Raw genomic sequence first — 23,633 nt, forward strand, 5'->3', positions numbered from 1 at the left:
ATCATGACCGTGACAGAAGTCGACACCACCACCCCGACCGGGCGGCAGGTACTGCCCGCCGAGGAGCGGTACGCCGCCGAACTGGCCTTCCTCGCCGCCCAGGACACCGGGCCGCGGCCGCCCGGCTGGGCCCTGACCCCGCGCGCCGTCGTCACCTTCGTCTGCGGCAGCGACGGCGTCGAACTCGCCCTCCCGAAGCGGCGCGCCGGCCTGCCGGGCAAGCTGGCCGTCGCCCCCAAGTTCGTCGGCGAACGCGCGCTGGTCGAGCGCTGCGTGGTCACCCTCGCCGGAGAGCGCGGCCTGCTGCTCACCGGCGAGCCCGGCACCGCCAAGTCCATGCTCTCCGAACTGCTCGCGGCCGCCGTCTGCGGGACCAGCGCGCTGACCGTGCAGGGCACCGCCGGAACCACGGAGGACGCCTTCCGCTACGGCTGGAACTACGCGCTGCTGCTCGCCCAAGGGCCCACCTCCCAGGCGCTGGTGGACTCCCCGGTGCTGTCGGCGATGCGGACGGGCCGGGTGGTGCGCGTCGAGGAGATCACCCGCTGCCTGCCCGAGGTACAGGACGCGCTCGTGTCGATCCTGTCCGACCGGCGGGTCAGCGTGCCCGAACTCACCGCCACCGAGGACGCGATGGTTTGCGCGGCCCCCGGTTTCACGGTCATCGCCACCGCCAACCTGCGGGACCGGGGCGTCTCGGAGATGTCCGCCGCGCTCAAGCGCCGCTTCAACTTCGAGACGGTCGCCCCGATCGCCGACGCGGACGCGGAGGCCGACCTGATCCGCCGCCAGGCGGTCGCCGCCGTCCAGCGGGCCGGGGCCGCCTTCGGCGTCGACGACGCCGTGCTCGACGCGCTCGTCACCGTCTTCCGGGACCTCCGCTCCGGGCGCAGCGCAGAGGGGTGGGACGTCGAACGACCCGGCACGGTCATGTCGACCGCGGAGGCCGTGCAGGTGGCGGCCTCGCTGGGGGTGTCCGCCGCGTACCTGCCGGGCGGGGACGTCCTGGACCTGCTCCCGGGCCACCTGCTCGGCGTGGTCCGCAAGGACGACCCGGCCGACCACGCCCGCCTGCTGGGCTACTGGGACGGCCCGGTCCGCCGCCGCGCGCAGGACGGCTCCCCGATGTGGCGCCGCCTGTGGGACCTCCGCGGGAGCCTGCGGTGACGCGTCCCGCGCGGGCCGGGGGCCCGGGCGCGCCCGCGGCGCGAGAACGCGGCCCGGCCGGGGCGGTGGACGCGCTCGCCGCCTGCCGCGAGCCCTACCTGCTGGGCGTACGCCATCACAGCCCGGCGCTGGCGGCGGTGGTTCCCGCGCTGTTGGACGCCTCCGGCGCGGACGTGGTGTGCGTCGAGCTGCCGGCCGACTTCCAGCCGTGGCTGGAGCACCTGGCGGACCCCGAGACCGCGGCGCCGGTGGCTCTGGCCGGGACCGGGCGGGACGGCCGTCTGGCGTTCTACCCGTTCGCGGACTTCTCGCCGGAACTGGCCGCCGTCCGCTGGGCCCGCGCGCACGGCGCCACGGTCCTGTGCTGCGACCTCCCGCTGGCCGACCCGGGCTGGTCGGCCGTCTCCCCGGAGCCGGACCCGGCTCTGCCCGCGGCCCGGGAGTCGGTTCCGGGCGCCCGCACGGGCCCGGGCTCCGGTCGGGGCGCCGGCGCCGCCACGGCGAGGGGTCCGGTGGGATTCGCTGACGCGCTCAGCGGCGCCGGCAGCGGGCGCGAGGGGGATGCCCTGTGGGACCGGATGGTCGAGGTGCTGGCGCCGGGCTGCGCCCCCGAGGCCGTGCGGCGGGCGGCGCTGGGAGTCGGGTGGGGGCTGCGGGCGGACGCCGAGGTGGCCGCGAGCGACCTGGCCCGCGAGGCCCGCATGCGCCGGGTCATCGGCGCCGCCGTGGCCGCCGGACACCGGGTCGCGGCGGTCGTCGGTGCCTTCCACGCACCGGCCCTCCAAGCGGTGGACCCCCGGCCCGCAGACGAGCACGTGGCGGCTGCCGGGCACCGGGTCGCCGCGGTCGGCGGCGCCCTCCCTGCACCGGCCCTCCAGCGGGTGGAGCTCGGGGCCGGCGATGAGCCCGGCACCGCCGCGGTCACCTCGCTGGTGCCGTACTCCTTCGAACTGCTCGACTCCCGCTCCGGCTACCCCGCCGGCATCCGGGACCCCCTGTGGCAGCAGGCCGTCCTGGAAGCCGCCGGCGAACCGGAGCGCGTACGCCGCGCGGCCTCCGTCGCCGTCACCGGCATCTGCCGCGAACTGCGCCGCGCCGGGCACACCGCCGGCACCGGCGAGGCCGCCGAGACGTTGCGCGTCGCCGGGGACCTGGCCGCGCTGCGCGGGCTCCCCGCGCCCGGGCGCGGGGAACTGCTCGAAGCCGTCACCTCCGTCCTCGGCCAGGGCGAACCCCTCGGCCGGGGCCGGGCGCTGGCCCGCGCGCTGGAGGCCGTACTGATCGGCACCGGCCGGGGCCGGATCAGCCCCCGCGCCCCCCGCTCCGGCCTCGGCCCCCGCGTCGAGGCCGAGCTGGCGGAGCTCAGACTCCCGCGCCCCGAGGACCCGGCCCCGCGCGAGGTCCGCCTCGACCCGCTGCGCTCCGCGCTCGACGGACGCCGGGAGGTCATGCTCCAGCGGCTGCTGGTCTGCGGCGCCGCGTACGGGGAGCCGCTCACCGTCGCCGCCACCGGCGACGGCTCCGCCCTCGGGACCAAGTGGCGGCTGTCCTGGACCCCGGCCGTCCCCGCCCGCCTGGACCTCGCCGGAGTGCGCGGCGTCACCGCCGCCCAGGCCGCCGCCGGGATACTGCGCGAAACCGCGCGCCGCGCCGCCGCCGACGGCGGGCCCACCCCGGCGCAGGTCCTGGGCGGGCTGGCCGCGGCCGCGCGGTGCGATCTGCCCGAGCTGGTCGACGTGCGGCTCCACGAGGCGGCCACCGCCCTGCCGCGGACCGCCACCCTGCCCGAACTGCTGGACGCGCTGGACCTGTTGGAGGCCCTGCACCGGGGCCGCCTGCCCGGGACCTCGCCCGCGTCCCGCGCCGCCGCCCGCGCGCTCACCGACGAGCTGACCGACGCCGCCGTACGCTCCCTGCCCGGCCTCGCCGGAAGCGACGACCCCGCCGACGCGGCCGCCCTCGTGGCCCTCGCCGCCACCGGGCAGCCCGGCCTGCGCATGGACGACGCACTGCGCGAACTGGCCGGCACGGCCGCGCCGTTGATGCAGGGCGCCGCCGCGGCCGTACGGGTCCTGCTGGACCTGGATCCCGCCGCCGAGCTCGGTGGCCGCGCCGCCGGCTGGATCGACGGCGCGGCCGCCCCCGACACCCGGCGCGCCCTCGCCCGCCGGCTCCGCGGACTGCTCACCGCCGCCGGACCGCTGCTCCAGGCCGCCCCGGCCATCCTCGACCCGCTGCTGGAGCGCGTCGAGCACCTCCCCGACCAGGAGTTCCTCGACCGGCTGCCCGCGCTGCGCGGCGGTTTCGACGCCCTCGCGCCCGCCGCCCGGGACCGGCTGCTGGACACCGTGGCCGAGCGCCTCGGCGACCGCGTCGACCTCGTGCTCGACGCGCCGCCGGACCTGCTCGCCCTCTGGGCAGCCGCGGACGCGGCCGGGCTCGCCGCCCTCAAGGCCCTGCCGCTGCCCGCCGGGGAGACGGCGACGCCCCGCGAGGCCCCGGCCGCCGCCCCGCCGCCGACCGCGACGGACGGCACGGCCCGCCGGATCGCCCCGGCCGACCGCTGGCGCCTGCTGCTCGGCCGCCGGCAGGACCTGCTCCCGCCCGGCGCCCGCCGCTACGCCCACGCGCTCGACGAGCTGTACGGCGCCGGCCGGGGCGAAGGCGCCGGCGATCTCGACACCGGCCAGGGCGGGGGCCGGGAGGCTTCGTTCCCGACCGCCCGGGAGTGGTCCGAGGAACTGGCGGCCCTCTTCGGCACCGACGTACGGGAAGAGGTGCTCGCCCGCGCCGCCGAGGCGGGCCGCACCGACGTGATCGGCGAGCTCGACCCGGCCTCCGTACGCCCCTCCGTGGAACTCCTGAGCTCGGTTCTCTCGCTCGCCGGAGGCATGCCCGAAGCCCGCCTCGCCCGGCTGCGCCCCCTGGTGAAACGGCTGGTCGACGAGCTCGCCAAGGAGCTCGCCACCCGCCTGCGCCCGGCCCTGTCCGGGCTCGCCACCCCACGCCCCACCCGCCGCCCGGGCGGCCGGCTCGACCTGGCCCGAACCCTGCGGGCCAACCTCGCCCACACCCGCCGCCGCGACGACGGCAGCGTGGTCGTCGTCCCGGAGCGGCCCGTCTTCAGCACCCGGGCGAGCCGCGAGGCGGACTGGAGGCTCGTCCTCGTGGTCGACGTGTCCGGCTCGATGGAGGCCTCCGTCATCTGGTCGGCCCTCACGGCCGCCGTCCTCGGCGGGGTCCCGACCCTGTCCACCCACTTCCTCGCCTTCTCCACCCAGGTCGTCGACCTCACCGACCGGGTCGACGACCCGCTCTCGCTGCTGCTGGAGGTACGGGTCGGCGGTGGCACCCACATCGCCGCGGGCCTCGCGCACGCCCGCACCCTGATCACCGTGCCCAGCCGCACCCTCGTCGTCGTGGTCAGTGACTTCGAGGAGGGCGCACCGATCGGCGGACTCCTGGGCGAGGTACGAGCGCTGGCCGCCTCCGGAGCCCAACTACTGGGATGCGCCGCGCTCGACGACGCGGGCGCACCCCGGTACTCGGTCCCGGTCGCGCAGCAACTCGTCGCCGCCGGCATGCCGGTGGCCGCCCTCAGCCCGCTCGCCCTCGCCCGCTGGGTGGGCGACCGCCTCCGTGGAGAACCCCGTTGACCAGCAATACACTGCCCCCCGTCGCCCCCGACGTGCTCGCCGAGGCCGTCGAGAACCTCACCGCCCGGCTGCGCAAGAAGCTCGACGCCGCCATCGAGGGCTGCGCCGCGGCCGCCACCCGGACGGCCGACGGACAGGTCACGGTCCGGTTCGGCGAGGACGCTGTCGTCACGCTGAGCCCAGGCCCCGGGGGCGCCGTCACCGAAGCCGAACAGGCCCTGTGCAGCTGCCTGTTGGCGCCCCGATGTCTCCACCGGGCGGCCGTGCTCGGCGCGGCCCCACTGGCGGACGCGGCGGATCCGGAGCCGCAGCCGCAGCCGGCCACGGGCTCGGCCTCGGACCCGGTTCCGGCCTCGGACCCGGTTCCGGCCTCGGACCCGGTTCCGGCCTCGGTCGGGGTCGCCGAAGCCGCCGCGCACGACCCGGCCGGCGCTGCCGTCGACCCCGCTCGGACCGCCGCCGCGGCCGCGGTGTGGGAGGCCGCCGCGCAGGCCCTCTCCGCCGGGGTCACGGCCGCGGGCGCCGTCGTACAGGCCGAGTTGCTGCGCGCCGCGCACACGGCGCGCCTCGCCGGGCTGCCGCGCGCCGAGGCCGCCGCCCTGCGGGTCGTACGGGGCCTGCGGGCCGCCCGGGAGCGCAGTGCCGCCCAGCGGCTCCCCGATCTCACCGCCGCGTTCCGGGACCTGCTGCACACCGCCGCTCTGCTCGCCTCCGGCGCGGCCGATCCGGCACTGACGGGCAGCGCCCGCCGCCCGTACGAGCCGGGCGGCAGCCTGCGGGCGTACGGCCTGTGCCGCGAGCCGGTGCTCTCCGCGACCGGCTACGGGGGAGTGGTCACCCACCTGCTCGGGGCCGACGGCTCCCGCTACTCCGTGGCCGACGTCCGCCCCGGCGGCCTGGCCCGCGCCCGCGGCGCCGGCTCCGCCTCGGTCGCGCTCGGCGGCGCCGTCCTCGACCACGCCGGGCTCGCCCGCGGGGGCCTGCGCATCGCGGGAGCCACGGTCTCCCCGGACGGCCGGCTCGGCGCCGGACGCGGGGTCCAGGCGACCCCGCTCCGCGGCATCCCCTGGACCGAGGAGCCGGCCGCCGCGCTCTTCGCCCGCCCGGCGGCGCAGGCCGTGGCCGGGCAACTGGAGGCCGCCGCCGCGGCCGGATCCGACTCCGCCGCCGAACAGGCCGGCTCCGCGCTCCTCGGCTGCGACGCCGTGATCGTCGCAGCGGCCGGGCAGGACCTGCTGGTCCGCGAACCGCGCCCCGGCGCCCCCCTGCTCCGGCTGCGGCCCGCACACCCCCACCCCGAGCTGCCGCACGCGGCCAACCTGCGCCGGCTCGCCGCCCATCCCGGTCTCGCGCTGCGCGTCCTGGGCCGCCCCGACCTGGACCGCGCCGCCACCCTGCGCCCGCTCGCGGTCGGTCCCGTACCGGGGGCCGAGTACACGCTGCGGTTCCCCGAGGAATGGCTCGGCCGCGCCGACCTCGGCTACGACCGGCTCCAGGGCAGCCACTTCCCGCCCCAGCGCCCCGCGCCCGACCCCCGCGACGCCGCCGGACCGGACCCCCTCGCGGACTCCCCGCTGTGGCGGGTCCGCCGGGTCCTGGAGACCGGGGTCGCGGGCGGCCGCCGCGCGGTCGCCGAGGGCTTCGACCAGACCCCGCTGCGCCGGGCCGGCTTCGGCTCGGCCGCGGAACTGGCCACCGCCCTCGCCGCCGAGGCCGCGCGCCGCCCGCGCGATGCCTTCGGCCGTCTGGCCGACCCCTCCGCCGACGGCTACGCGTGGGCCTGGCTCGCGGCGGCCACGCACCTCGCCGCGGCGGAGCGCATGCTGGTCGCGGCCTCCTGGAGAGGCGAGACCGGGGGCGGTTGAGGGCTACCACTGCGTGATGGTGACCTCGCCGTCGCGCAGGGCGGCACGCCAGTCGCGGCTGGTGGTGGCCCAGCCCGAGTCGGGGTCATGGGCGCTGAGGGTCAGCCACTGGCAGGCCTGTTGCAGCAGCCCCTCCAGCAACAGCTTCCGGACGAGGGCCCGTTGGCCGGAGGGAACGGCGCTCAGGCTCAGACCGGCCCTGCCGCTGAGATGCAGCCACTCCACGTGCAGGCCGGCGGCCCGGAGTTCTGCCTCGACCACCGTCTGACCCACCGGGTGGGCGAAGCCGGCGCGCAGGGGCGACCGGGTGTACATCTCCCACGGGCGAGCGTCCATCGGCCGGACGCTACCAGCCCCCGTGCAGCCACGCCTCGAGAGCGGCGAAGTCCGTTTCCCGCAGGCCCAGTCGGGGGTCGACGCGGTGGAGGAGGGCGGGGCCGGGGTGGTGGGCGGACACCCAGGCGCGGTCCGCGCCGGTGATCTCGTCGTCGACCCAGGCGAAGGCCCGGCCCGCCGCCCAGGCCACGAGGGTACGGGTCTTCCAGTGCGTCCCGCCCGCCGCGTCCTCGGCGGAGGGCTCGGGCCAGTCCACCACGGGCAGGTGCGGCAGCCCGAGCAGCGGCGCGAGGGAATCGTTCGCGTCCCGCATCCACGTCGTGGCCCACACCAGCTCGCACGGCAGCGCCGCCAGCCGGGGCCCGAGCGCGGGATCGACCCGGGTGAGCAGGGGATGGGCGTGGGCGCCCGGGGACCCGTACGTCGGGTACCCCTCTGCGCCGAAGGGGATCAGCGGGCCGTCGACATCGAGGAAGAGGAAGGGGAGCTGTTGCGCGGAACCGGTCACGGCGGCACGGTACCGGTCCGTTGCGCAGGGAACCGAGAGCGGGTCGAACACCTCTCCAAGGGGGAGATGGACGAGGGGGACGACCATGACGACCACCGCTGTTGCCCTGATCGGGCGAACGGCACTGGCGGGGCTCCTGTGCGCCGCGCTCGCGGCCTGCGGGAGCACGCGGGCGGGCCAGGCGGCGGGGCCGGCCCCCGTGGCGAGCCCGGGCAAGGAGACCTGCGGCGTCGGCGCGGCGACGGCCGCGCCGCCGGACGCGGCGCCCGACGAGCAGACGGGCGGGAACGCCGGACCTCCGACGGACCAGGAGACCGGCGCTTACGCGGGGCCGCCGACGGACGAGGTCACCGGCACTCCGGGCCCGCCCACGGACGAGGACACCGGCACCCCCGGCCCGCCGACGGACGAGGAAACCGGCACTCCGGGCCCGCCGACGGGCGAGGAGGACGGCATCCCGGACCCGCCCGCCGACGGGGACATCACCAACGGCGCCGGTCCGTGTGGTGCGCGGGGGTGGTTCGACATGACCCGGGACTTCAACGCGTACTACGCGAAGCAGCGCACCGGCGAGGACTCCTTCATGCCCGAGAACGCCGTCCGGCAGGCCCGGGTCCGCAAGGCGCGGGGGGCCGGGGAGGCGGTGGTGTTCTTCCGCACACGGGCCGTCGGCAAGGGGGAGGCCGAGAACGCCCGCCGGGTGGCGAAGGTCTTCGCGGCGTGGCGCCGCGAGGTCTACGGCGACAACGGAACCGTCACCGTCCGCGTCTACGACCGCGGGCTCAAGACGTACTCCGTGGCCCTGACCGAGGCTTGGTGAGGTCCGCGGGCACGGCCATCAACTTCCCCGACCGGGGCACAAGGACAGACGGACGCAGGGCAGGACGACCGAGAGGCAGGAACCCCATGACGACGCACGACACCGCGACCGAGCCGCACGTGCCCTCCGCCGAGGAGCGCGCGGCCCGCGACCGGGTGCGGGAGCAGGCCACCGGCCTGACCCACCACCAGGTGGAAGCCGCGCTCGAGGCCGCGGAGGCGGCCGCCGGTGCTCTCGACGGCGCCGATGACGTCACGCTCGCGGCGGTGGCGGAATGGCAGCGGATCACGGATCTGCTGTTCGACCACGGCGGGCCGTACTCCCCGGACACCGACGCGTTCGTGCAGGGCCAGCTCACCGCCCGCCGCAACCACCGTCCCTGAGGCGGGCAGGCGGGGCGGGCAGGCCCCTAGGCATGCTTTGGAAGGTCATAAGATCTGCTTATGGGGTCATAACCGGGGACCGGGTGCCGGGTTAGGCTAGCCTCAGTTTAGGGTTCCTTTGATCGAGTCTTTCGTCGTTCGAAGGGAACCCAGCCATGCCTCGCCCCCTGCGGGTAGCAATCGTCGGTGCCGGCCCCGCCGGCATCTACGCCGCCGACGCCCTGCTGAAGTCCGAGGCGGCCACCGAGCCGGGTGTGTCCATCGACCTGTTCGAGCGGATGCCCGCCCCCTTCGGCCTGATCCGCTACGGCGTCGCCCCCGACCACCCGCGGATCAAGGGCATCATCACCGCCCTCCACCAGGTGCTCGACAAGCCGCAGGTCCGCCTCTTCGGCAATGTCGACTACCCGAACGACATCAGCCTCGACGAGCTGCACGCCTTCTACGACGCCGTGATCTTCTCCACCGGCGCGACCGCCGACCGCGAGCTGATCATCCCCGGCGTCGACCTCGACGGCTCCCACGGCGCCGCCGACTTCGTCTCCTGGTACGACGGCCACCCCGACGTGCCGCGCACCTGGCCGCTGGCCGCCGAGAAGGTCGCCGTCCTCGGCGTCGGCAACGTCGCCCTCGACGTCGCCCGCATCCTCGCGAAGACGGCCGACGAACTGCTGCCCACCGAGATCCCGCCGAACGTGTACGAGGGCCTCCGGGCCAACAAGGCGCTCGAGGTCCACGTCTTCGGCCGCCGCGGTCCCGCGCAGGCCAAGTTCAGCCCGATGGAACTGCGCGAGCTCGACCACTCGCCGAACATCGAGGTCATCGTCAACCCCGAGGACATCGACTACGACGAGGGCTCCATCACCACCCGCCGCTCCAACAAGCAGGCGGACATGGTGGCCAAGACCCTGGAGAACTGGGCGATCCGCGACATCGGCGACCGCCCCCACAAGCTCTTCCTGCACTTCTTCGAGTCGCCCACCGAGGTGCTCGGCGAGGACGGCAAGGTCGTCGGCCTGCGCACCGAGCGCACCGAGCTCGACGGCACCGGCAACGTCAAGGGCACCGGCCGCTTCACGGACTGGGACGTCCAGTCCGTCTACCGGGCCGTCGGCTACCTCTCGGACGAACTGCCCAAGCTGCCCTGGGACGCCCTGACCGGCACGGTCCCGGACGAGGGCGGCCGCGTGATCGAAGCCGGCGCGCACCTGCGGTCGACGTACGTCACCGGCTGGATCCGGCGCGGCCCCATCGGCCTGATCGGCCACACCAAGGGCGACGCGAACGAGACGGTCGCGAACCTCCTGGACGACCACGCGGCCGGCCGCCTGACGACCCCGGCCGCGCCCGAGCCGGAGGCCGTCGAGGCCTACCTCGCCGAGCGCAGCGTCCGCTACACCACGTGGGAGGGCTGGCACCGGCTCGACGCGGCCGAGAAGGCCCTCGGCGAGCCCCAGGGCCGCGAGCGCGTGAAGCTCGTCGAGCGCGAGGACATGCTCAAGGCCAGCGGGGCCTGATCGCACGCTCCCGTGGGGCCCGCCGGGTGCGGGCCCCACGGGATCGGCGGATCGGCAGGCGAGCCCGCTCGGGCGGTACGGGAGATTCGCCGCCCGGGGGCGGAATGCCCGGCGCCCGGCGGAGGTTCGGGTACTCGCGGACCCTGACCGACCTGCACGCACCCGGGAGAGCTCATGAAGATCGGCATCATCGGCGCAGGCAACATCGGCGGCAACCTCACCCGCCGCCTCACCGCGCTCGGACACGACGTGTCCGTGGCCAACTCGCGCGGCCCCGAAACCCTGACCGCCCTCGCTGCGGAGACCGGAGCCACCGCGGTCACCGTCGCCGAGGCGGCCCGCGGCGCGGAGGTCGTCGTGGTCACCATCCCCCTGAAGAACGTGCCGGCCCTGCCCGCCGGCCTCTTCGACGGGGCGGCGCCCGGCTTCGCCGTCATCGACACCGGGAACTACTACCCGCGCCAGCGCGACGGCCGTATCCCCGGCATCGAGGACGAGGGCCTCACCGAGAGCCGCTGGACCGAGCGGAACCTCGGCCACCCCGTCGTCAAGGCCTTCAACGGCACCTACGCCCAGGACATCCTCGACCGCCCCCGCGAGGCGGGCGACCCCGACCGGACGGCGCTCCCGGTCGCCGGCGACGACGAGGCGGCGAAGAAGACCGTCCGCGCCCTCATCGAGGAACTCGGCTTCGACACCGTGGACGCCGGCGGCCTCGACGAGTCCTGGCGCCAGCAGCCCGGCACCCCCGTCTACGGCCTCCAGGCGGGCACGGACGCCGTCACCAAGGCGCTCGCAGAGGCCTCCCCGGAACGCCCGGCGGACTTCCGCGGCTGACCCGGCGCGGCGGCCGGGGCCGGGGCGGATGTGACGGAAGTCTGACGAACGCCCGCGGCCCCTGGCCAGCGGACCCGCCGGGTGCTCGAATCACCCCGTGAGCACAGAACACCGAGCGGCCCCGGAAGACCAGGCGGGCTTCGAAGACCCCGCGGACCGCGAAGACCCCGCAGGCTCCGACGGCCGCGGCGCCCCCCTCGGCCGACGCCTGGTCCTCGGCATGGTCGGTCTGGGAGCGGCCGGGCTGGCGGCCGCCCCCTACCTGGAGCGCGGAGTCGACGCCGTACTCGGTGCGGCGGCCGGCAAGGACCCCACAGGCCTGACCGGACTGCTGCCGGGCGGCGGCGGGTTCCGCTACTACTCCGTCGCCGCGTCCGTCCCCGAGCGCGGCCCGGAGAACTACCGGCTCACCGTTGACGGCCTGGTCGAGCGCCCGGCCACGTACACCCTCGACGCACTGCGCCGCCTGCCGCAGACCCGCGTCGTACGCGACGTGCAGTGCGTCACCGGCTGGCGGGTCCCGGGCACCCCCTTCGAGGGCGTGTCCCTCACCCGGCTCCTCGACGCCGCCGGGGTGCGCCCCGAGGCCCGCGCCATCCGCTTCACCTGCTTCGACGGCACCTACAGCGAGAGCCTCACCCTCCCGCAGGCCCGCCGCGACGACGTCATGGTGGCCCTGGACATGCAGGGCGAGCCGCTGAGCCACGCCCACGGCGGCCCGGCCCGCCTGTACGTGGCCCCCATGTACTTCTACAAGTCCGCGAAGTGGCTCTCCGGCATCACCCTCACCCGCGAGGTCCAGACCGGCTACTGGGAGGACTTCGGCTACGACGTCGATGCCTGGGTCGGCAAGTCGAACGGACGCGACGATGCCCCGACCGTCTGAACACCCCGGCCGGGTCCGCCGCTTCAGCCCCGCCGAGCGCCGGGTCCACCGGACCACGGCCGCCCTCATGGGACTCTGCCTGGCGAGCGCCGCCTGCCTCTACCTGCCCCCGCTCGCCGAACTCGTCGGACGCCGCCGCCTCGTGGTCACGCTGCACGAATGGTCCGGACTGCTGCTGCCCGCGCCCGCCCTGGCGGGGCTCGTCTCCCGCGCCTTCCGCGCCGACCTGCGGCGGCTGAACCGCTTCGGCCCGCACGACCGGACCTGGCTGCGGTCCGCGCTGCGCCCGGGCCGCCGGACGGACGGCCGGCCCGCCGGCAAGTTCAACGCCGGACAGAAGCTCTACGCGGGCTGGGCGGCCGGGGCGGCCCTCGTGATGCTGGGCACCGGCCTGCTGATGTGGTTCACCGGCCTGGCCCCGCTGTTCTGGCGCACCGGCGCCACCTTCGTCCACGACTGGCTGGCCCTGGCGCTCGCCGTCGTACTCGCCGGGCACGTCACGAAGGCACTGGGCGACCCGGAGGCCCGCCGCGGCATGCGCACCGGCTCAGTGGACGGCGCCTGGGCAGCGCGCGAGCACCCGCTGTGGCGGCCCGGCCGCCACGAAACCTAGAGGGCGTCCCCCGGCCGCCCCAGGCAGGTCAGGGCCGCCGCCGTCAGCGCCCGCACCCCCGCCGGGAGGGCCGTCCGCGCGTCGGGGGCGAAGTCCGGGGCGTGGTTCGCGGGCAGCGCGGCGAGCTTCTGCGCGGCCGCCCGGCCCGGGGCGGCGGCCCAGGCGCCGGGGCCGATCACGCCCAGCATCCAGTACGCCAGCCGTATCCCCTGCGCCCCGTGCAGGGCCCGGCCCGCGTCGCCGAACAGCGCGAAGTCCTCCGTCGCGAGGGACGGCGGCCACATCGCCACCCGCTCCGCGCCGAACTCCCGTACGTGCGCCTCCCGTACGGCCCCGGTCGTCGCCGGGTCGGGATGGGTCACGGGGGACTCGCAGACCCGGACGACCTCCGGCTCCCGCGGACAGCCCGAGGCCGCGCACTCCGCCCGTACGATCCGCTCCACGGCGGCCGCCGCTCGGGCGAGCGCCGCGTCGCCCGCCGCCCGTACGGTGATGTCCAGCTCGGCCCGCTCCGGCACGATGTTCGCCCGGTCGCCCGCGTGGAACGCGCCGACGGTGACGGCGACCTGCTCCGAGGGCGCCGCCTCCCGGGCCACCACCGTCTGGAGCCGGGTCACCACATGGGCCGCCGTCACCACCGGGTCCACGGTGAGCTGCGGGGCGCCCGCGTGACCGCCCCGGCCGTGCACGACGACCCGATAGGTCACGCTCCCGGCGGTCATCGGCCCGTAGCCGTGCGCCACCATGCCCGCGGGCAGCGGGGCCGCGTGCTGGGCCAGTACCGCGTCCGGCCGCCCGACGCGCTCGTACAACCCGTCGGCCAGCATCGCCCGCGCACCCTCCAGGGTCTCCTCCGCGGGCTGCCCCACGACGACGAGCGTGCCCCGCCACGTGTCCGGCGAGCGGGCCAGCAGCGACGCGGCCCCGGCCGCCGCCGCCAGGTGAAGGTCGTGCCCGCAGGCGTGCGCCGCCGTGCCCTGGCTCGCGTACGGCAGGCCCGTGGTCTCCCGTACCGGCAGGGCGTCGAGTTCGGCGCGCAGCAGCACCGTCGGACCGTCGCCGCTGCGCAGCACCCCGGCGACGCCGTGCCCGCCGATCCCGCGCCCGGTCGCGTACCCCGCGGCCGCCAGCCAGTCGGCGAACTGCCCGGCCGTACGGGCCTCCTCGCCCGACAGCTCCGGATGCCGGTGCAGATCCAGGTACAGGGTCGTCAGCGGGCGCAAAAGGTCGGCGAGGGCAGCGGATGCGTCCATGGCACCCATGATCGGCCGCCCGCGCCCGGCCGGGGGCGGCAAGGCGCTGACACTTTACGTCAGCGGGATGACAGAGGTACGGGGGGTCCGCTGACGGCGGCGCCGGGTCTGATGGAGCCAAGTGACCGCACCGACCGAAGGAGTCACCATGGAGAAGTCCCCCCTCGCCTCGCTCGCCGACGAGATCCTCGAGCTCGAGTCCGAGACCTTCGAGATCTCCGACTACTCGGACGCCAGCGAGGTCGTGCTCGCCGGTTCCACGAGCTGCAGCTCGACCTCGACCTGTTCCTCGACCACCAGCACGACCTCGTGCAGCGCCTGACGCACACCTGACACACACCGATGCCCCGGCCCCCGCGCGAGCGGGAGCCGGGGCATCCGGCCGCCCGGAGCGGGGCCGTCAGGGGAACGGGTGCGGCACCATCCGGATCTCCGATTCCGCCAGGTCCGTCTCCCTCAGCCCCGCCCGCCGCGGCGCACTGCGCAGCCGCGGCATGTACGGGGCCCGCTGCCGGGACCAGCCGAAATCGATCGGCAGCAGCCCCGGCACCACCGCGCAGACCGTGCTCAGCCCCATCCGCCGCTGCTCCGGCGTGGTCTGGTCGACGGCGATCACATCGTGCCCGGCCGCCGTCAACTCCGCCACGCAGCGCAGGAGATCGTCGCGCAGATCCCCGGTCGCAGGGCGGCTCCAGGACCGGTGGGCCTCGTCCAGCGCCAGCACGGCGCACGGCTCCCGGTACGGGCGGACGTACGGGGCCATCGTCGGCAGCCCGTACAGCTGGGCATGGTCCTTGAGGTGCTTGACCTGCCCGAAGTCCCGTGCCATCGCCTCCAGTTCGCTCCTGCGCTCGGCCACCTGGCGCGGCAGGTGCGGAATGTAGGTCAGCACCTCCGACAGCGCGGCCTCCACCGCGGCCGCCGGATCCAGGGCCGCGCCCGCGCCGAAGGAGTACAGCCCCGGCCCGCCGTCGCGGCGTACCGCCAGGGCGGTCACGACCGGCACCGCGAGGTCGATCCGGTTGTCGAAGGCGTGCACGTCGTACCCCTGGAGCGCCGCCCGGTCGGCCATCGCCTTGACCGCCGGGCCCGGCACCGAGGCCAGATCGATCTCGGGCAGCCGCAGTCCGCCGTACCAGGCCAGCAGGAAGGCGTCCCGCTCGATCAGCTCCAGCAGTGCGCCCAGCAGTGCCTCCTCCGCGCAACTGCCGATCGCGCAGCCGTTGGAGCACTCGAAGACGAAGTTGTCCGCCGCCAGGCCGGCGCTGTAGTGCACCAGCCGCGCCGGCACGAGCACCGGCCGGTCGTCGCGCAGCGAATGCCCGTACACCCACGGGATCGGCCGCTCGGGGTCGAAGGGGGACACCAGCGGATCGTCCCGGTAGGTCTGCGGCGCGTAGAACCCGCACTCGGCCGGGTCCAGCGCCCGGTCACCCAGCTCGGCGTACGAGGCGGTGAGCGGCGAGGTGCCGGTGCGGCGGTGCGTGCCCGCGTACCGCTCCAGGCCCTCGAGGAAGGCCAGGTCGCGGCTGGCGGTGAAGCTGTTGGCCTGACCGCTCCAGGTGACGTCCGTCAGACCCGCGTAGCCGCGCATGAAGACACTGCCCGCCACGGGCGCCGTGGTGGGCGAGGTGACGTTGATCCAAGTGCCGGCGCCGAGCACCCCGGTCACGGGGTTGGCCAGCGCCGCCCGCGGCACCGGATACGAGGAGGCCGCGCGCAGCCGCTGCGCGCGGGGGTCGGGCTTGGGCCGGGAGGCGGGGGTGAAGGGCGCCGGGGCGTCCGCTGCGTTCGGCCCGCAGTCAGGGCAGAGCGGATCGGCCGCGAGGGGGTAGGTCCGTACCCGGAGGGTCTCCAGGTCCAGCCGGGTGACCTGGGGCAGGGCCCGGTCGGCGGCGCCCGGCCCGGGCGCCGTGACCGTGCCGCCGCGGGCCGGGTGAGCTGCCGCCGGGTGAGCCGCGGTCGGATCGCCTGTGGCCTTACGACCCGCGGCCCGGTTCCCGAAGGCCGCGCCGTGGAGCGCGTACGCCGCATCGCGCGCGTACGCCGTCAGGCCCGGCGGGGCCGCCGCCACCGCGGTGAGCGGACCGGCGCCGGTCTCCAGCGCGTCGCGCTCACTGCGGCTGCGCAGCCGCTGCCAGCGCATCGCCAGGCACCGGCCGCAGGCGGGCGCGGCGCCGTCCCCGCCCCAGGGGCCGATCAGCACGGCCCGGGCGGTGAGGTGGACGCTCGCGGCCGGACGCACCGCCGCGAAGGGATCGGCGGTGCGCGGCCCGAGCGCGTCGTGCACGCCGAGGCTGACCACGTGGGCACCGAGTCCCGCCAGGGCACGGGCCAGCTCGCGCCGGGCGGCTTCCAGCGGGGTGCCGTCCGGGGCCTGGAGCGGCTGCGGGGCCGGGGAGGTCGATGTCATGTCCGGTTGCTCCAGCGGAAGGTCTTGAGCCCGATCCCGCCGAACACCAGGGCGAAGCCGAGCAGGACCGCGCACCCGGTGCCGATGCCGGCGAGCGAGCCCGAGCCGGTGAGGGCGCCGGTCGCGGCGTCGTTGAGGTAGCGCAGCGGCAGGCCCCGGGAGAGCTGCTGGAGCCAGGACGGCATCATGTCCAGCGGCAGGAAGGACCCCGACAGGAACGCCATCGGCACCATCAGGCAGTTGGCGATGGCGGCGACGGCCTCGGGCGTGTTCGCGTACGTCCCGACGATGACGCCGATCGCCATGAACGCGGTGGTCCCCAGCACCAGCGCGGGCAGCACCAGCGGCCAGCGCCCGTCCAGCACCAGCCCGAACCCGGGCAGCATCGCCACCGCCACGAACACGGCCGCCTGGACGACGCCGATCGCCAGGCCCAGGACGTACCGCGAGGCCAGCACCGTGGTCAGCGGGGTCGGCGTCAGCCGGATCAGCCGCAGCAGATCGTCGCGCCGCCACTGCATCAGCGTGAACGCGATGCCGAACACGGCGGCGTTGGCGACGCCCCACGACATCACGCCGGGAGCGATGTAGGAGATGTACGGGCGGCCGGTCTCCTCGACGTCCTGCCCGCTGAAGATCAGTCCGAAGACGACGAGGAAGATGAGCGGGAAGGCGAAGGTGAAGAAGAGGGTGGCCTTGTCCCGGACCTGCGCCCGGTAGCCGGCGGCGGTCAGGGCCGTGTACGCGCTCATGCCTGGGACTCCGTGGTGGGTGCGGGGGCGGGTGCTTCAGCGGTGGCGGTGGCGGCGGTGGCCTTGGCGTGGCCGGTCAGCTCCAGGTAGACGTCCTCGAGCGTCGCCGTACGGGTCATCACCCCGTCCAGCCCGGTGAGCGAGTCGAGGGCCTGGAGGACCTTGCCCGGCGAGGAGGTCTCCAGGACCAGCGAACCGCCCTGCAACGAGGCCCGGTCCACCCCCGGCAGCGCGGCCGCCCGCTCCGGCTCGATCCGCCCGGCCGGCAGCAGCAGCCGGGCCGGGGCGCCGGCGGCGGCGACGAGCCGGTGCGGGGAGTCCAGGGCGGCGACCCGGCCGGCGACGAGGATGGCCACCCGGTCGCACAGTGCCTCGGCCTCGTCGAGGTGGTGGGTGGTGTAGACGATGGTGCGGCCCTGGCTCTTGAGGGTGCGCAGCACCTCCCACAGATCGCGGCGGGCCTGCGGGTCGAGCGCGGCGGTGGGCTCGTCCAGGAAGATCAGCTCGGGGCTGTGCACGAGTGCCGAGGCGATGGCCAGGCGCTGGCGCTGGCCGCCGGAGAGGTTCTCGACCAGCACGTCCCGCTGTTCGGTGAGCCCCACGGTGGCCAGCGTGCGGTCGGCGGCCGCCCGGTCGGCGCGGTAGAGCCCGGCGACGGTGGCCAGGTGCTCGCGCGCGGTCTGCCGGACGAAGAAGGCCGAGGCCTGTGTCTGTACGCCGATCCTCGGCAGCAGCGCCGTGTCGCGCGGCCAGGGGCTGTGGCCGAGCACCCGGACCGTCCCGGAATCGGCCCGGCGCAGCCCCTCCATGATCTCGATGAGCGTGGTCTTGCCGGCGCCGTTGGGGCCGAGCAGGCCGAAGAACTCGCCGCGGCGCACGTCGAGGGAGACCCCGGCCACGGCCTGCCGGTCGCCGTAGTGCTTGTGGATGTCCAGGGCGGTGATGGCGGGTGCCCCGTCCGCGTCGGGAGCCTCGAATGGCGGCTGGGCGCTGTCAGTTGTCATGGGTGGTGCTTTCCCTCGGTTGGGTGGGAGGTTCAGGGAGCGAAGGCGTACAGGGCTGCGGCCACCAGGGCCCCGCCCAGGACCAGGACGAGCCCGGCGGAGCCGATCCCGTACGCGAGGTAGATCCGGCGGGCCCGCGGCGGGTACGCCCCGGCCGCTGCCCGGTCGCGCATCCGCAGCCGCAGGTACGCCGAGCCGGCGGGCGCCAGCCGGGTCACGCGCAGGACGTGGCCCAGCATCGTGTAGCCGTCCAGCGGCGGCAGCGGCAGGAGGTTGACCAGGGCCTGCGCGCTGCCGAGCAGCAGCAGTGCGCCCAGCACCCGCCCGGTGGGATCGCCCGCGGGCAGGGCGGTCCACCAGCCGGCGAAGGGCAGCAGGAAGAGGAGGTTGGCGAAGGCCCCCGCACCGGCGACGGCCACCTGCTGACGACGGCGGGGCAGATAGCGGTAGTTGTCGACCGTGCAGTACATGATCGCCACCGGCAGCCGCCAGCGCAGCCCGATCTCCCCGACCGTGCCGCCGACATGGCGGGCCGCGATGCCGTGCGCGAACTCGTGCAGAGCCGTACTGAGCCACAGCACCGTGGCCACGGCCAGCAGCGGCACCGGACGCGCCGCCAGCCACCGCAGGTCCCCCGCGAGCTCACCGGCCGAGGCCGCGAGCAGCCCCTCCATCGCCAGGCAGACCAGGAGCAGCGCCCCCAGTACCGCCGGGCGCAGCACGGGCCGCAGGAACCGGTGCAGCCGGGCGGTCGTGGCGTCCGCGTCGGCCACCAGACGGAGCGTGCCGCGCAGCAGCGTGCCCGTGCGGGGGCCGCTGCCGCGGGGCTGCGGCGGGGCCGGCGGCGGCCCGCCCGCCAGGAGGCGGCGGCTGCCGAGCAGGGCGAGCAGCTGCTGCCAGTTGCCCTCGCCCAGCCGGCGTCCGAAGACCTGACCGTAGGCGGCGCCGATCTCCGCGAGCGTGCTCTCCCCGTCCAGGCGGGAGACGAGGAAGTACTCCTTGGGGCCGATCTCGAAGGAGGCCCCCGAGACGGGGTCCTTGACCAGGTGGACGACGGCCGGCCCGTCGAGCAGCGGCGGCGACAGCAGGACGTCGGGACGCAGCGCGGGCCGGTGCTCCAGCAGCCCGGTGGGCCCGGTCACGGCCGGACCGCCCCGGCGCCCGGCCCCGTCTCCGCGCTCGCCCCGGCGCCCTCGCGCAGCACCCGGCCCAGCAGGTGGGCCAGGTAGGCCTCGTCGCGGATGGTCACGTGCAGCCGGTTGTTGGTCATGTGCATGTACGGGGAGAGCAGCAGCGGCAGCGCCACGGCCGGATCGGTGACCCGCTCGTCCCGGGCGCCGTCCCAGGAGCGGAAGACCAGCTCCCCGGAGACCGCCAGCGCCTCGGCCCGCTCCCGCAGCTCCCGGCAGTGCTCGGCCCACCCGGCCAGGAAGGCGGGCAGCCGGCCCGTCTCGCCGGAACCGAGAGCCTCCCGCAGCGCGGCGAACCGCCGGGCAAGACCCGGCGCGGTCTGGGCGTACGTACGGTCGTACTCGGTCGAGCCGATGAAACCGGTGCCCGGGAAGGCGTTGTGCCAGAACTCGTAGTAGCGGTCGAGATATCCGCCGAGTTCCTCGCGGTCGGGCAGGAATACGCCCGCCATCACCATCATCAGCTGCGCCGAGGTGCCCAGCAGGACGGTCCGCAGATGGAGGTTCATCCGGCCGAGGGCGTCCATCACGAGATCGCTGGAACGCGCGAAGTGCCATTCGGCGAGTTCGATTCCCGCCGGGCCGCCGTACTTTCCGTACTCCGGCTCATAAGGCTCGTAAGAGAAGGAGTTGTTGGGCCGCAGATTCATCCGGCCGTCCGGCCCCATGAAGGCGGCGCGGTCGCCCTCGGGGAACTCTATGTCGAAGAGCGTGTTGTAGAACTCGTTGAGGAATCCGGAGTCGACCTCGTAGAGGGCGGGCCGGGACCGCAGGAAAGCCGAGACGGCCTCCTCGGTACGGCGCCGCACCTCGGGCTCGGCGCCCGGGCTCGCGGGGCGAAGCCTCAGCCTCACGTGCGGCCCCTCCAGCCAGTAGTTGATGAAGAAGTGCCCGGCGAGCAGGCCGTCCTCGCGCAGGGCGGCGACCAGCGGGCGCACGCAGTTCACCAGCAGGGGCTGCGGGTTGGCGGCGTAGAAGACGTGCACGGCCTGCCAGGCGCCACGCCGCTCACCTCCCCGCGTCTGGGTCAGGTCCGACATCGGTCGCCGCCTTCCGGGCTCGGGGTGGGGGTCGTTCGGGTGGTGGTGAAGGTCTCCACGGCGAACTCGGCGACGTGCCCGCCCCGCGGCGACCGGGGGTGCGGGCCGCCCGGGCCGGGGAGCATCTCGCGCAGGACCACCTGGTGGCCGGGGTCGCGCAGCAGCGACTCGAAGGCGGCCAGGGACAGCGGGCTCGCGAAGTCGACGTACTGCGGTTTCGCGCCGAGCGCCGCGGGCCCCGCGGAGACGGTCGCGAACACCTGCTCCGGCAGCCCGTGCGCGCGGCGCCACCGCTGCCACTCCAGGAACTGCCCGGCGCTCTGCGGGTCCGGCGCCGTCCGGACCGGCAGGGCGCCGGCCGTCGTGCTCCAACTGCGCCTGCTGAGGACCAGATCCCCGTGCACGACGCGCGGGCGCGTGCGCACCCCGGCCCGCGGCGCGCCCTCGGGCACACCCGCCCAGACGTCCAGCGGGGACATCGAGGAGGGGGAGAGCAGCAGCAGGGTGCGCGGGATCGCGGGCAGCGCCAGCGGCACCAGATAGCCGAGGTAGACCGGGATCACCTCCAGGCCGAGCCGGTGCGAACGCAAGGCCACCCGCCCGGTCTCCGGGTCGTGCTCGGCGTACAGGTCCTCCAGCCGCAGCCTGCGGTCCTCGGGCAGGGTGCCGCTCTCGCCGGGGCAGACGATCTCGTACTCGGTGAGCCGCCCGTGCAGATTGAGGTTGGTGGTGACCGGGCCGCCGGTGACCTCCGCGAACACCGCGCCCCGGGGCGTGACCCGGGCGGCGCTCTCGCGCAGTTCGTCGGCGAGCGCGGGCGGGCCGTCGTACAGATGGGTGAAACGGCTGAACGGGAAGGACAGTCCGCCGTACGAGCGGTTGAGCACGGTCAGCGAGCGCCCCGTCCCGGGATCCTCGGCCAGCTGGAGATGGTGGCAGCGCGGCGCGAACCGTGCGGCGATCGGAGCCAGTTCGGCCTCGACGGGTGCCAGGTCCGCCTCCTGGAGGCGCAGTTCGGGGCTGTCGTGGGCCGCGCCCTTCTCCTCGTACTCCTCCCACGCCGCCCGCATCCGGTCGACGAACGCGCGGCGCGCCGCGTCCAGGGCCCGGATCCCGGGCAGGCCGAGCCAGTTCTCCTCGGGTACGTACTCACCGCGTGCGTCGAAGGGGGTGCGGCGCGCGCTGAAGGACAGGTACTGGTCGAAGAAGTCCTCGTGGAAGTCGTGCACCAGGCCCAGCAGGTCCTCGCAGCGGCCGCCGCGCCCGTAGCGGGCGGTGAAGAACCCCTCGAAGGTGATCCGCTGCGCGAGGGTGAGGTCGAAGGCCGGCAGGATCCGCTCCACCGAGCGCAGCGCACCAGCGTCCGTGGCGACCGGCGGGCAGGTCAGATCGCGGCCCGCGCTGACCTCCTCGTACAGCAGGGTCTGCGGCAACACCGGCTCCCGGCAGCCGAGTTCCTCCTGGGCCCGGTACAGTCCGCGGCGCAGTGTCCGCAGCAGCTCCGTCCGCTCGCGGTGCCCCGCGGCGGGATAGCGTTCCAGGGCCCCGGCGGGCGCGTCGAGCAGGGTGGAGAGCCGGTTGGCCCACGGTCTGCGCAGGGCCGTCAGGGACCGTTGGAAGGCGCGCAGCGGGTCGCCGTCGTGCACCTCGGTGTCCAGGCACGGCACCCGCACCATGCCGAGCTGGAGCAGGGCGCCGATGTACGCCTCGCAGTCGGCCGGGGCCGCCCCGTGCTCCGCCGCCAGCCAGTCGGCCAGCTCCTGGTGACGCAGCTCGGGCCGTTCGGAGAACAGGGCGAGCAGCCGTTCCAGGGTGCCGCTGCGGCGCAGGAAGAACAGCCGGTCCTTGACCGCGTCGAAGGTGACGGCCGCGGTGTCGTCGCCGGCCGTCACCGAGCGGCGCACGTACCGGATCCGGTCCTCGTCGCGGCCCCAGCCCGAGGCCGGCCGCAGCGGCAGGTCACGCCGCCGGACCGGGTCGGCGAGGATCAGCTCGGCCAGCCGCGCCAACACCACGACATTGAGCCGGACATGGCTGCTCCAGACGTCCGCGATCCGCATGCCCCCCGCCTCGGCCCCGGAGGCGAACCGGCCGGTCGCCACCCCGGTGAACGTGCTGAACGGGCTGGTCTTGCAGGCGGTGCGGTAGACGTACGACAGGATCGAGCGCTCGACCTTGCGCACCCGGCCGTTCGGGACCCCGCCCGCCGCGCCGACGGCCGCGTACGCGTCGAGCTGGCCTTCGAGGACGGGTGAGGCCAGCAGCAGCCCGTGCCGCAGCCGGTCGTCCGCGAGCAGCCCGCACAGCGCCGTCCGGCTGCGCGCCAGGCCGGTGGCCAGCAGCCCTTCCCCCTCGGCCAGCAACTTCTCCAGATGGCGGCGCCGGTGCAGCCACCCGGCCAGCCGCTCGCCCGCCCCGTCGTTCGCGGCGGCCAGGGCCTCCACGGCCGCACCCGCGTCGGTTGGCAGCCGGTTGTTGTGGATCTGGCGGCGCAGGCGCAGCAGTTCACGGCGGCGCGCCGCACCCGGCCCGCCCGGGGTGGGATCGGTCGCGCCGACGGCCTCGTGCAACAGCTCGCTCAGCCGCCCGGCGTCGGCGCTCAGCGCCGCCTCGGCGGCGAGCACATCGGCGGCCCAGCGCCCGGCGTCGGCGCAGCGCAGCGCCTCGACGGCGGACAGCGGCAGCCCGGCCACGCGCAGCATGAAGCGCTCGCCCAACTGCCAGCCGGTGTCGGTGGTGTTCATCGCTCCGGTCCCCCTCACGCGATCTCGTGCCGGAAGTCGGCGGGCCGCGGCCGCTCGTGCCCGAGCAGCATGATGAGCAGGGGTGCCTCGTCGGTGCCGGAGAGCCCCAGCTCCTCCACGTAACTGATGTTGTCGAAGCCGAGGGCAACCCCCGCGCCGAGTCCGTGGGCCGCGGCCGTGGTGTAGAAGGTCTGCGCGACGGCCCCGATGGCGGCGCCCACCAGCCGGTAGCCGCGGTCACCCACCGCGTCCAGGACCGCGGTGGTCCGCACGGTCGCCGCGATCACCGCGGCCGCCTGCTCCAGGTTGTAGTTGGAGAGGAAGTAGTTGCGCTGCAGAAACGGTCCGGGCGGCCCGGGGACCACCAGACGCAGCGCGTGGGCCGCGGGATCGTAGGCGTACGTACCGGGTGCGACCCCCTCCACATGGCTGACGAAGGCGTACAGGGAGGTCAGCCGAGGCCCGTCCGGACGCTCGGCCTCGCTGCCGGGCGCCGTGGCCGCGCAGTCGGCCAGCGCGGCGGCCAGCTGCTCCGCCGCGACCGGGCGGGTGGCGTCGAAGCGGCCGAAGCTGCTGCGCCGCGCCCGCAGGGCCTGCCGTACGCCGACGGGTGCCGCGGCGGGCGCGGGCAGCGCCACCGGGTCGGCGC

The 23,633-nt window shown here is 75.6% G+C and carries 20 protein-coding genes; 10 read left to right on the forward strand and 10 right to left on the reverse strand.

Going from position 1 to position 23,633, the window contains the following annotated elements:
• Window positions 1–3: 3 nt before the first annotated feature.
• From ACFWB8_RS20615 to ACFWB8_RS20625, 3 genes are read left to right on the forward strand one after another with little or no spacing between them, the layout of a single operon-like run.
• A complete protein-coding gene (locus ACFWB8_RS20615) occupies window positions 4–1,167 on the forward strand; it encodes an AAA family ATPase (RefSeq protein WP_385228738.1) in 1,164 nt (387 codons plus the stop codon).
• Window positions 1,164–4,823, forward strand: a complete 3,660-nt coding sequence (locus ACFWB8_RS20620) for a DUF5682 family protein (protein ID WP_385228741.1) — start codon at window positions 1,164–1,166, stop codon at window positions 4,821–4,823. Before ACFWB8_RS20615 ends, ACFWB8_RS20620 begins: the two co-directional genes overlap by 4 nt.
• Complete coding sequence (locus ACFWB8_RS20625; protein ID WP_385228744.1) at window positions 4,820–6,688, forward strand: hypothetical protein; 1,869 nt, start codon at window positions 4,820–4,822, stop codon at window positions 6,686–6,688. The genes ACFWB8_RS20620 and ACFWB8_RS20625 overlap by 4 nt, the downstream gene beginning before the upstream one ends.
• Window positions 6,689–6,691: 3 nt before the next feature.
• On the opposite strand, the gene ACFWB8_RS20630 is transcribed toward ACFWB8_RS20625, so the two are convergent.
• Both ACFWB8_RS20630 and ACFWB8_RS20635 read right to left on the reverse strand, forming a co-directional pair.
• Window positions 6,692–7,024 (reverse strand): hypothetical protein, encoded by a 333-nt coding sequence (locus ACFWB8_RS20630; protein WP_385228747.1) that lies wholly within the window; start codon window positions 7,022–7,024, stop codon window positions 6,692–6,694.
• Window positions 7,025–7,034: 10 nt separating this feature from the next.
• Window positions 7,035–7,532, reverse strand: coding sequence for an HAD domain-containing protein (locus ACFWB8_RS20635; protein WP_385228749.1), 498 nt, complete (start codon window positions 7,530–7,532; stop codon window positions 7,035–7,037).
• 85 nt (window positions 7,533–7,617) lie between these two features.
• Between ACFWB8_RS20635 and ACFWB8_RS20640 the strand changes: the two genes are divergently transcribed.
• The 6 genes from ACFWB8_RS20640 (at window position 7,618) to ACFWB8_RS20665 (ending at window position 12,588) form a co-directional block, all read left to right on the forward strand.
• Window positions 7,618–8,352, forward strand: coding sequence for a hypothetical protein (locus ACFWB8_RS20640; RefSeq protein WP_385228752.1), 735 nt, complete (start codon window positions 7,618–7,620; stop codon window positions 8,350–8,352).
• A gap of 86 nt (window positions 8,353–8,438) precedes the next feature.
• Window positions 8,439–8,735: a hypothetical protein gene (locus ACFWB8_RS20645; RefSeq protein WP_385228755.1), complete on the forward strand. Its 297-nt coding sequence runs from the start codon at window positions 8,439–8,441 to the stop codon at window positions 8,733–8,735.
• A 155-nt stretch (window positions 8,736–8,890) separates the two neighbouring features.
• Window positions 8,891–10,252, forward strand: coding sequence for an FAD-dependent oxidoreductase (locus tag ACFWB8_RS20650; protein WP_385228758.1), 1,362 nt, complete (start codon window positions 8,891–8,893; stop codon window positions 10,250–10,252).
• A 174-nt stretch (window positions 10,253–10,426) separates the two neighbouring features.
• Window positions 10,427–11,089, forward strand: a complete 663-nt coding sequence (locus tag ACFWB8_RS20655) for an NADPH-dependent F420 reductase (protein ID WP_385228761.1) — start codon at window positions 10,427–10,429, stop codon at window positions 11,087–11,089.
• 97 nt (window positions 11,090–11,186) lie between these two features.
• Window positions 11,187–11,975: a molybdopterin-dependent oxidoreductase gene (locus tag ACFWB8_RS20660; RefSeq protein ID WP_385228764.1), complete on the forward strand. Its 789-nt coding sequence runs from the start codon at window positions 11,187–11,189 to the stop codon at window positions 11,973–11,975.
• A complete protein-coding gene (locus ACFWB8_RS20665) occupies window positions 11,959–12,588 on the forward strand; it encodes a cytochrome b/b6 domain-containing protein (RefSeq protein ID WP_385228767.1) in 630 nt (209 codons plus the stop codon). The genes ACFWB8_RS20660 and ACFWB8_RS20665 overlap by 17 nt, the downstream gene beginning before the upstream one ends.
• Here the strand turns inward: ACFWB8_RS20665 and ACFWB8_RS20670 are convergent.
• On the reverse strand, window positions 12,585–13,841 hold the full coding sequence (locus ACFWB8_RS20670) for an amidohydrolase (protein WP_385228770.1): 1,257 nt from the start codon (window positions 13,839–13,841) through the stop codon (window positions 12,585–12,587). The two genes, ACFWB8_RS20665 and ACFWB8_RS20670, sit on opposite strands and share 4 nt — an antisense overlap.
• Before the next feature lie 148 nt (window positions 13,842–13,989).
• Between ACFWB8_RS20670 and ACFWB8_RS20675 the strand changes: the two genes are divergently transcribed.
• The gene (locus ACFWB8_RS20675) at window positions 13,990–14,163 is read left to right on the forward strand and encodes a thiazolylpeptide-type bacteriocin (RefSeq protein ID WP_007268044.1); all 174 of its coding nucleotides are present in this window, start codon (window positions 13,990–13,992) and stop codon (window positions 14,161–14,163) included.
• Window positions 14,164–14,241: 78 nt separating this feature from the next.
• Here the strand turns inward: ACFWB8_RS20675 and ACFWB8_RS20680 are convergent, their stop codons facing one another.
• The 7 genes from ACFWB8_RS20680 to ACFWB8_RS20710 form a co-directional block, all read right to left on the reverse strand.
• Window positions 14,242–16,254: a TOMM precursor leader peptide-binding protein gene (locus ACFWB8_RS20680; protein ID WP_385228773.1), complete on the reverse strand. Its 2,013-nt coding sequence runs from the start codon at window positions 16,252–16,254 to the stop codon at window positions 14,242–14,244.
• Window positions 16,251–17,006 (reverse strand): ABC transporter permease, encoded by a 756-nt coding sequence (locus ACFWB8_RS20685; protein ID WP_385228776.1) that lies wholly within the window; start codon window positions 17,004–17,006, stop codon window positions 16,251–16,253. Before ACFWB8_RS20685 ends, ACFWB8_RS20680 begins: the two co-directional genes overlap by 4 nt.
• Window positions 17,003–18,010: an ABC transporter ATP-binding protein gene (locus ACFWB8_RS20690; protein WP_385228779.1), complete on the reverse strand. Its 1,008-nt coding sequence runs from the start codon at window positions 18,008–18,010 to the stop codon at window positions 17,003–17,005. The genes ACFWB8_RS20685 and ACFWB8_RS20690 overlap by 4 nt, the downstream gene beginning before the upstream one ends.
• Window positions 18,011–18,042: 32 nt before the next feature.
• Entirely contained in the window at window positions 18,043–19,152 is a 1,110-nt protein-coding gene (locus tag ACFWB8_RS20695; protein ID WP_385228782.1) for a peptidase M50, read from the reverse strand.
• Complete coding sequence (locus ACFWB8_RS20700; RefSeq protein ID WP_385228786.1) at window positions 19,149–20,240, reverse strand: lantibiotic dehydratase C-terminal domain-containing protein; 1,092 nt, start codon at window positions 20,238–20,240, stop codon at window positions 19,149–19,151. The genes ACFWB8_RS20695 and ACFWB8_RS20700 overlap by 4 nt, the downstream gene beginning before the upstream one ends.
• Window positions 20,228–22,984: a lantibiotic dehydratase gene (locus ACFWB8_RS20705; protein WP_385228789.1), complete on the reverse strand. Its 2,757-nt coding sequence runs from the start codon at window positions 22,982–22,984 to the stop codon at window positions 20,228–20,230. The genes ACFWB8_RS20700 and ACFWB8_RS20705 overlap by 13 nt, the downstream gene beginning before the upstream one ends.
• A gap of 14 nt (window positions 22,985–22,998) precedes the next feature.
• A partial coding sequence (locus ACFWB8_RS20710; RefSeq protein ID WP_385228792.1) for a nitroreductase family protein occupies window positions 22,999–23,633 on the reverse strand: 635 nt, incomplete at its 5' end.

The sequence above is a fragment of the Streptomyces sp. NPDC060031 genome (assembly GCF_042736805.1).
GTDB lineage: Bacteria > Actinomycetota > Actinomycetes > Streptomycetales > Streptomycetaceae > Streptomyces.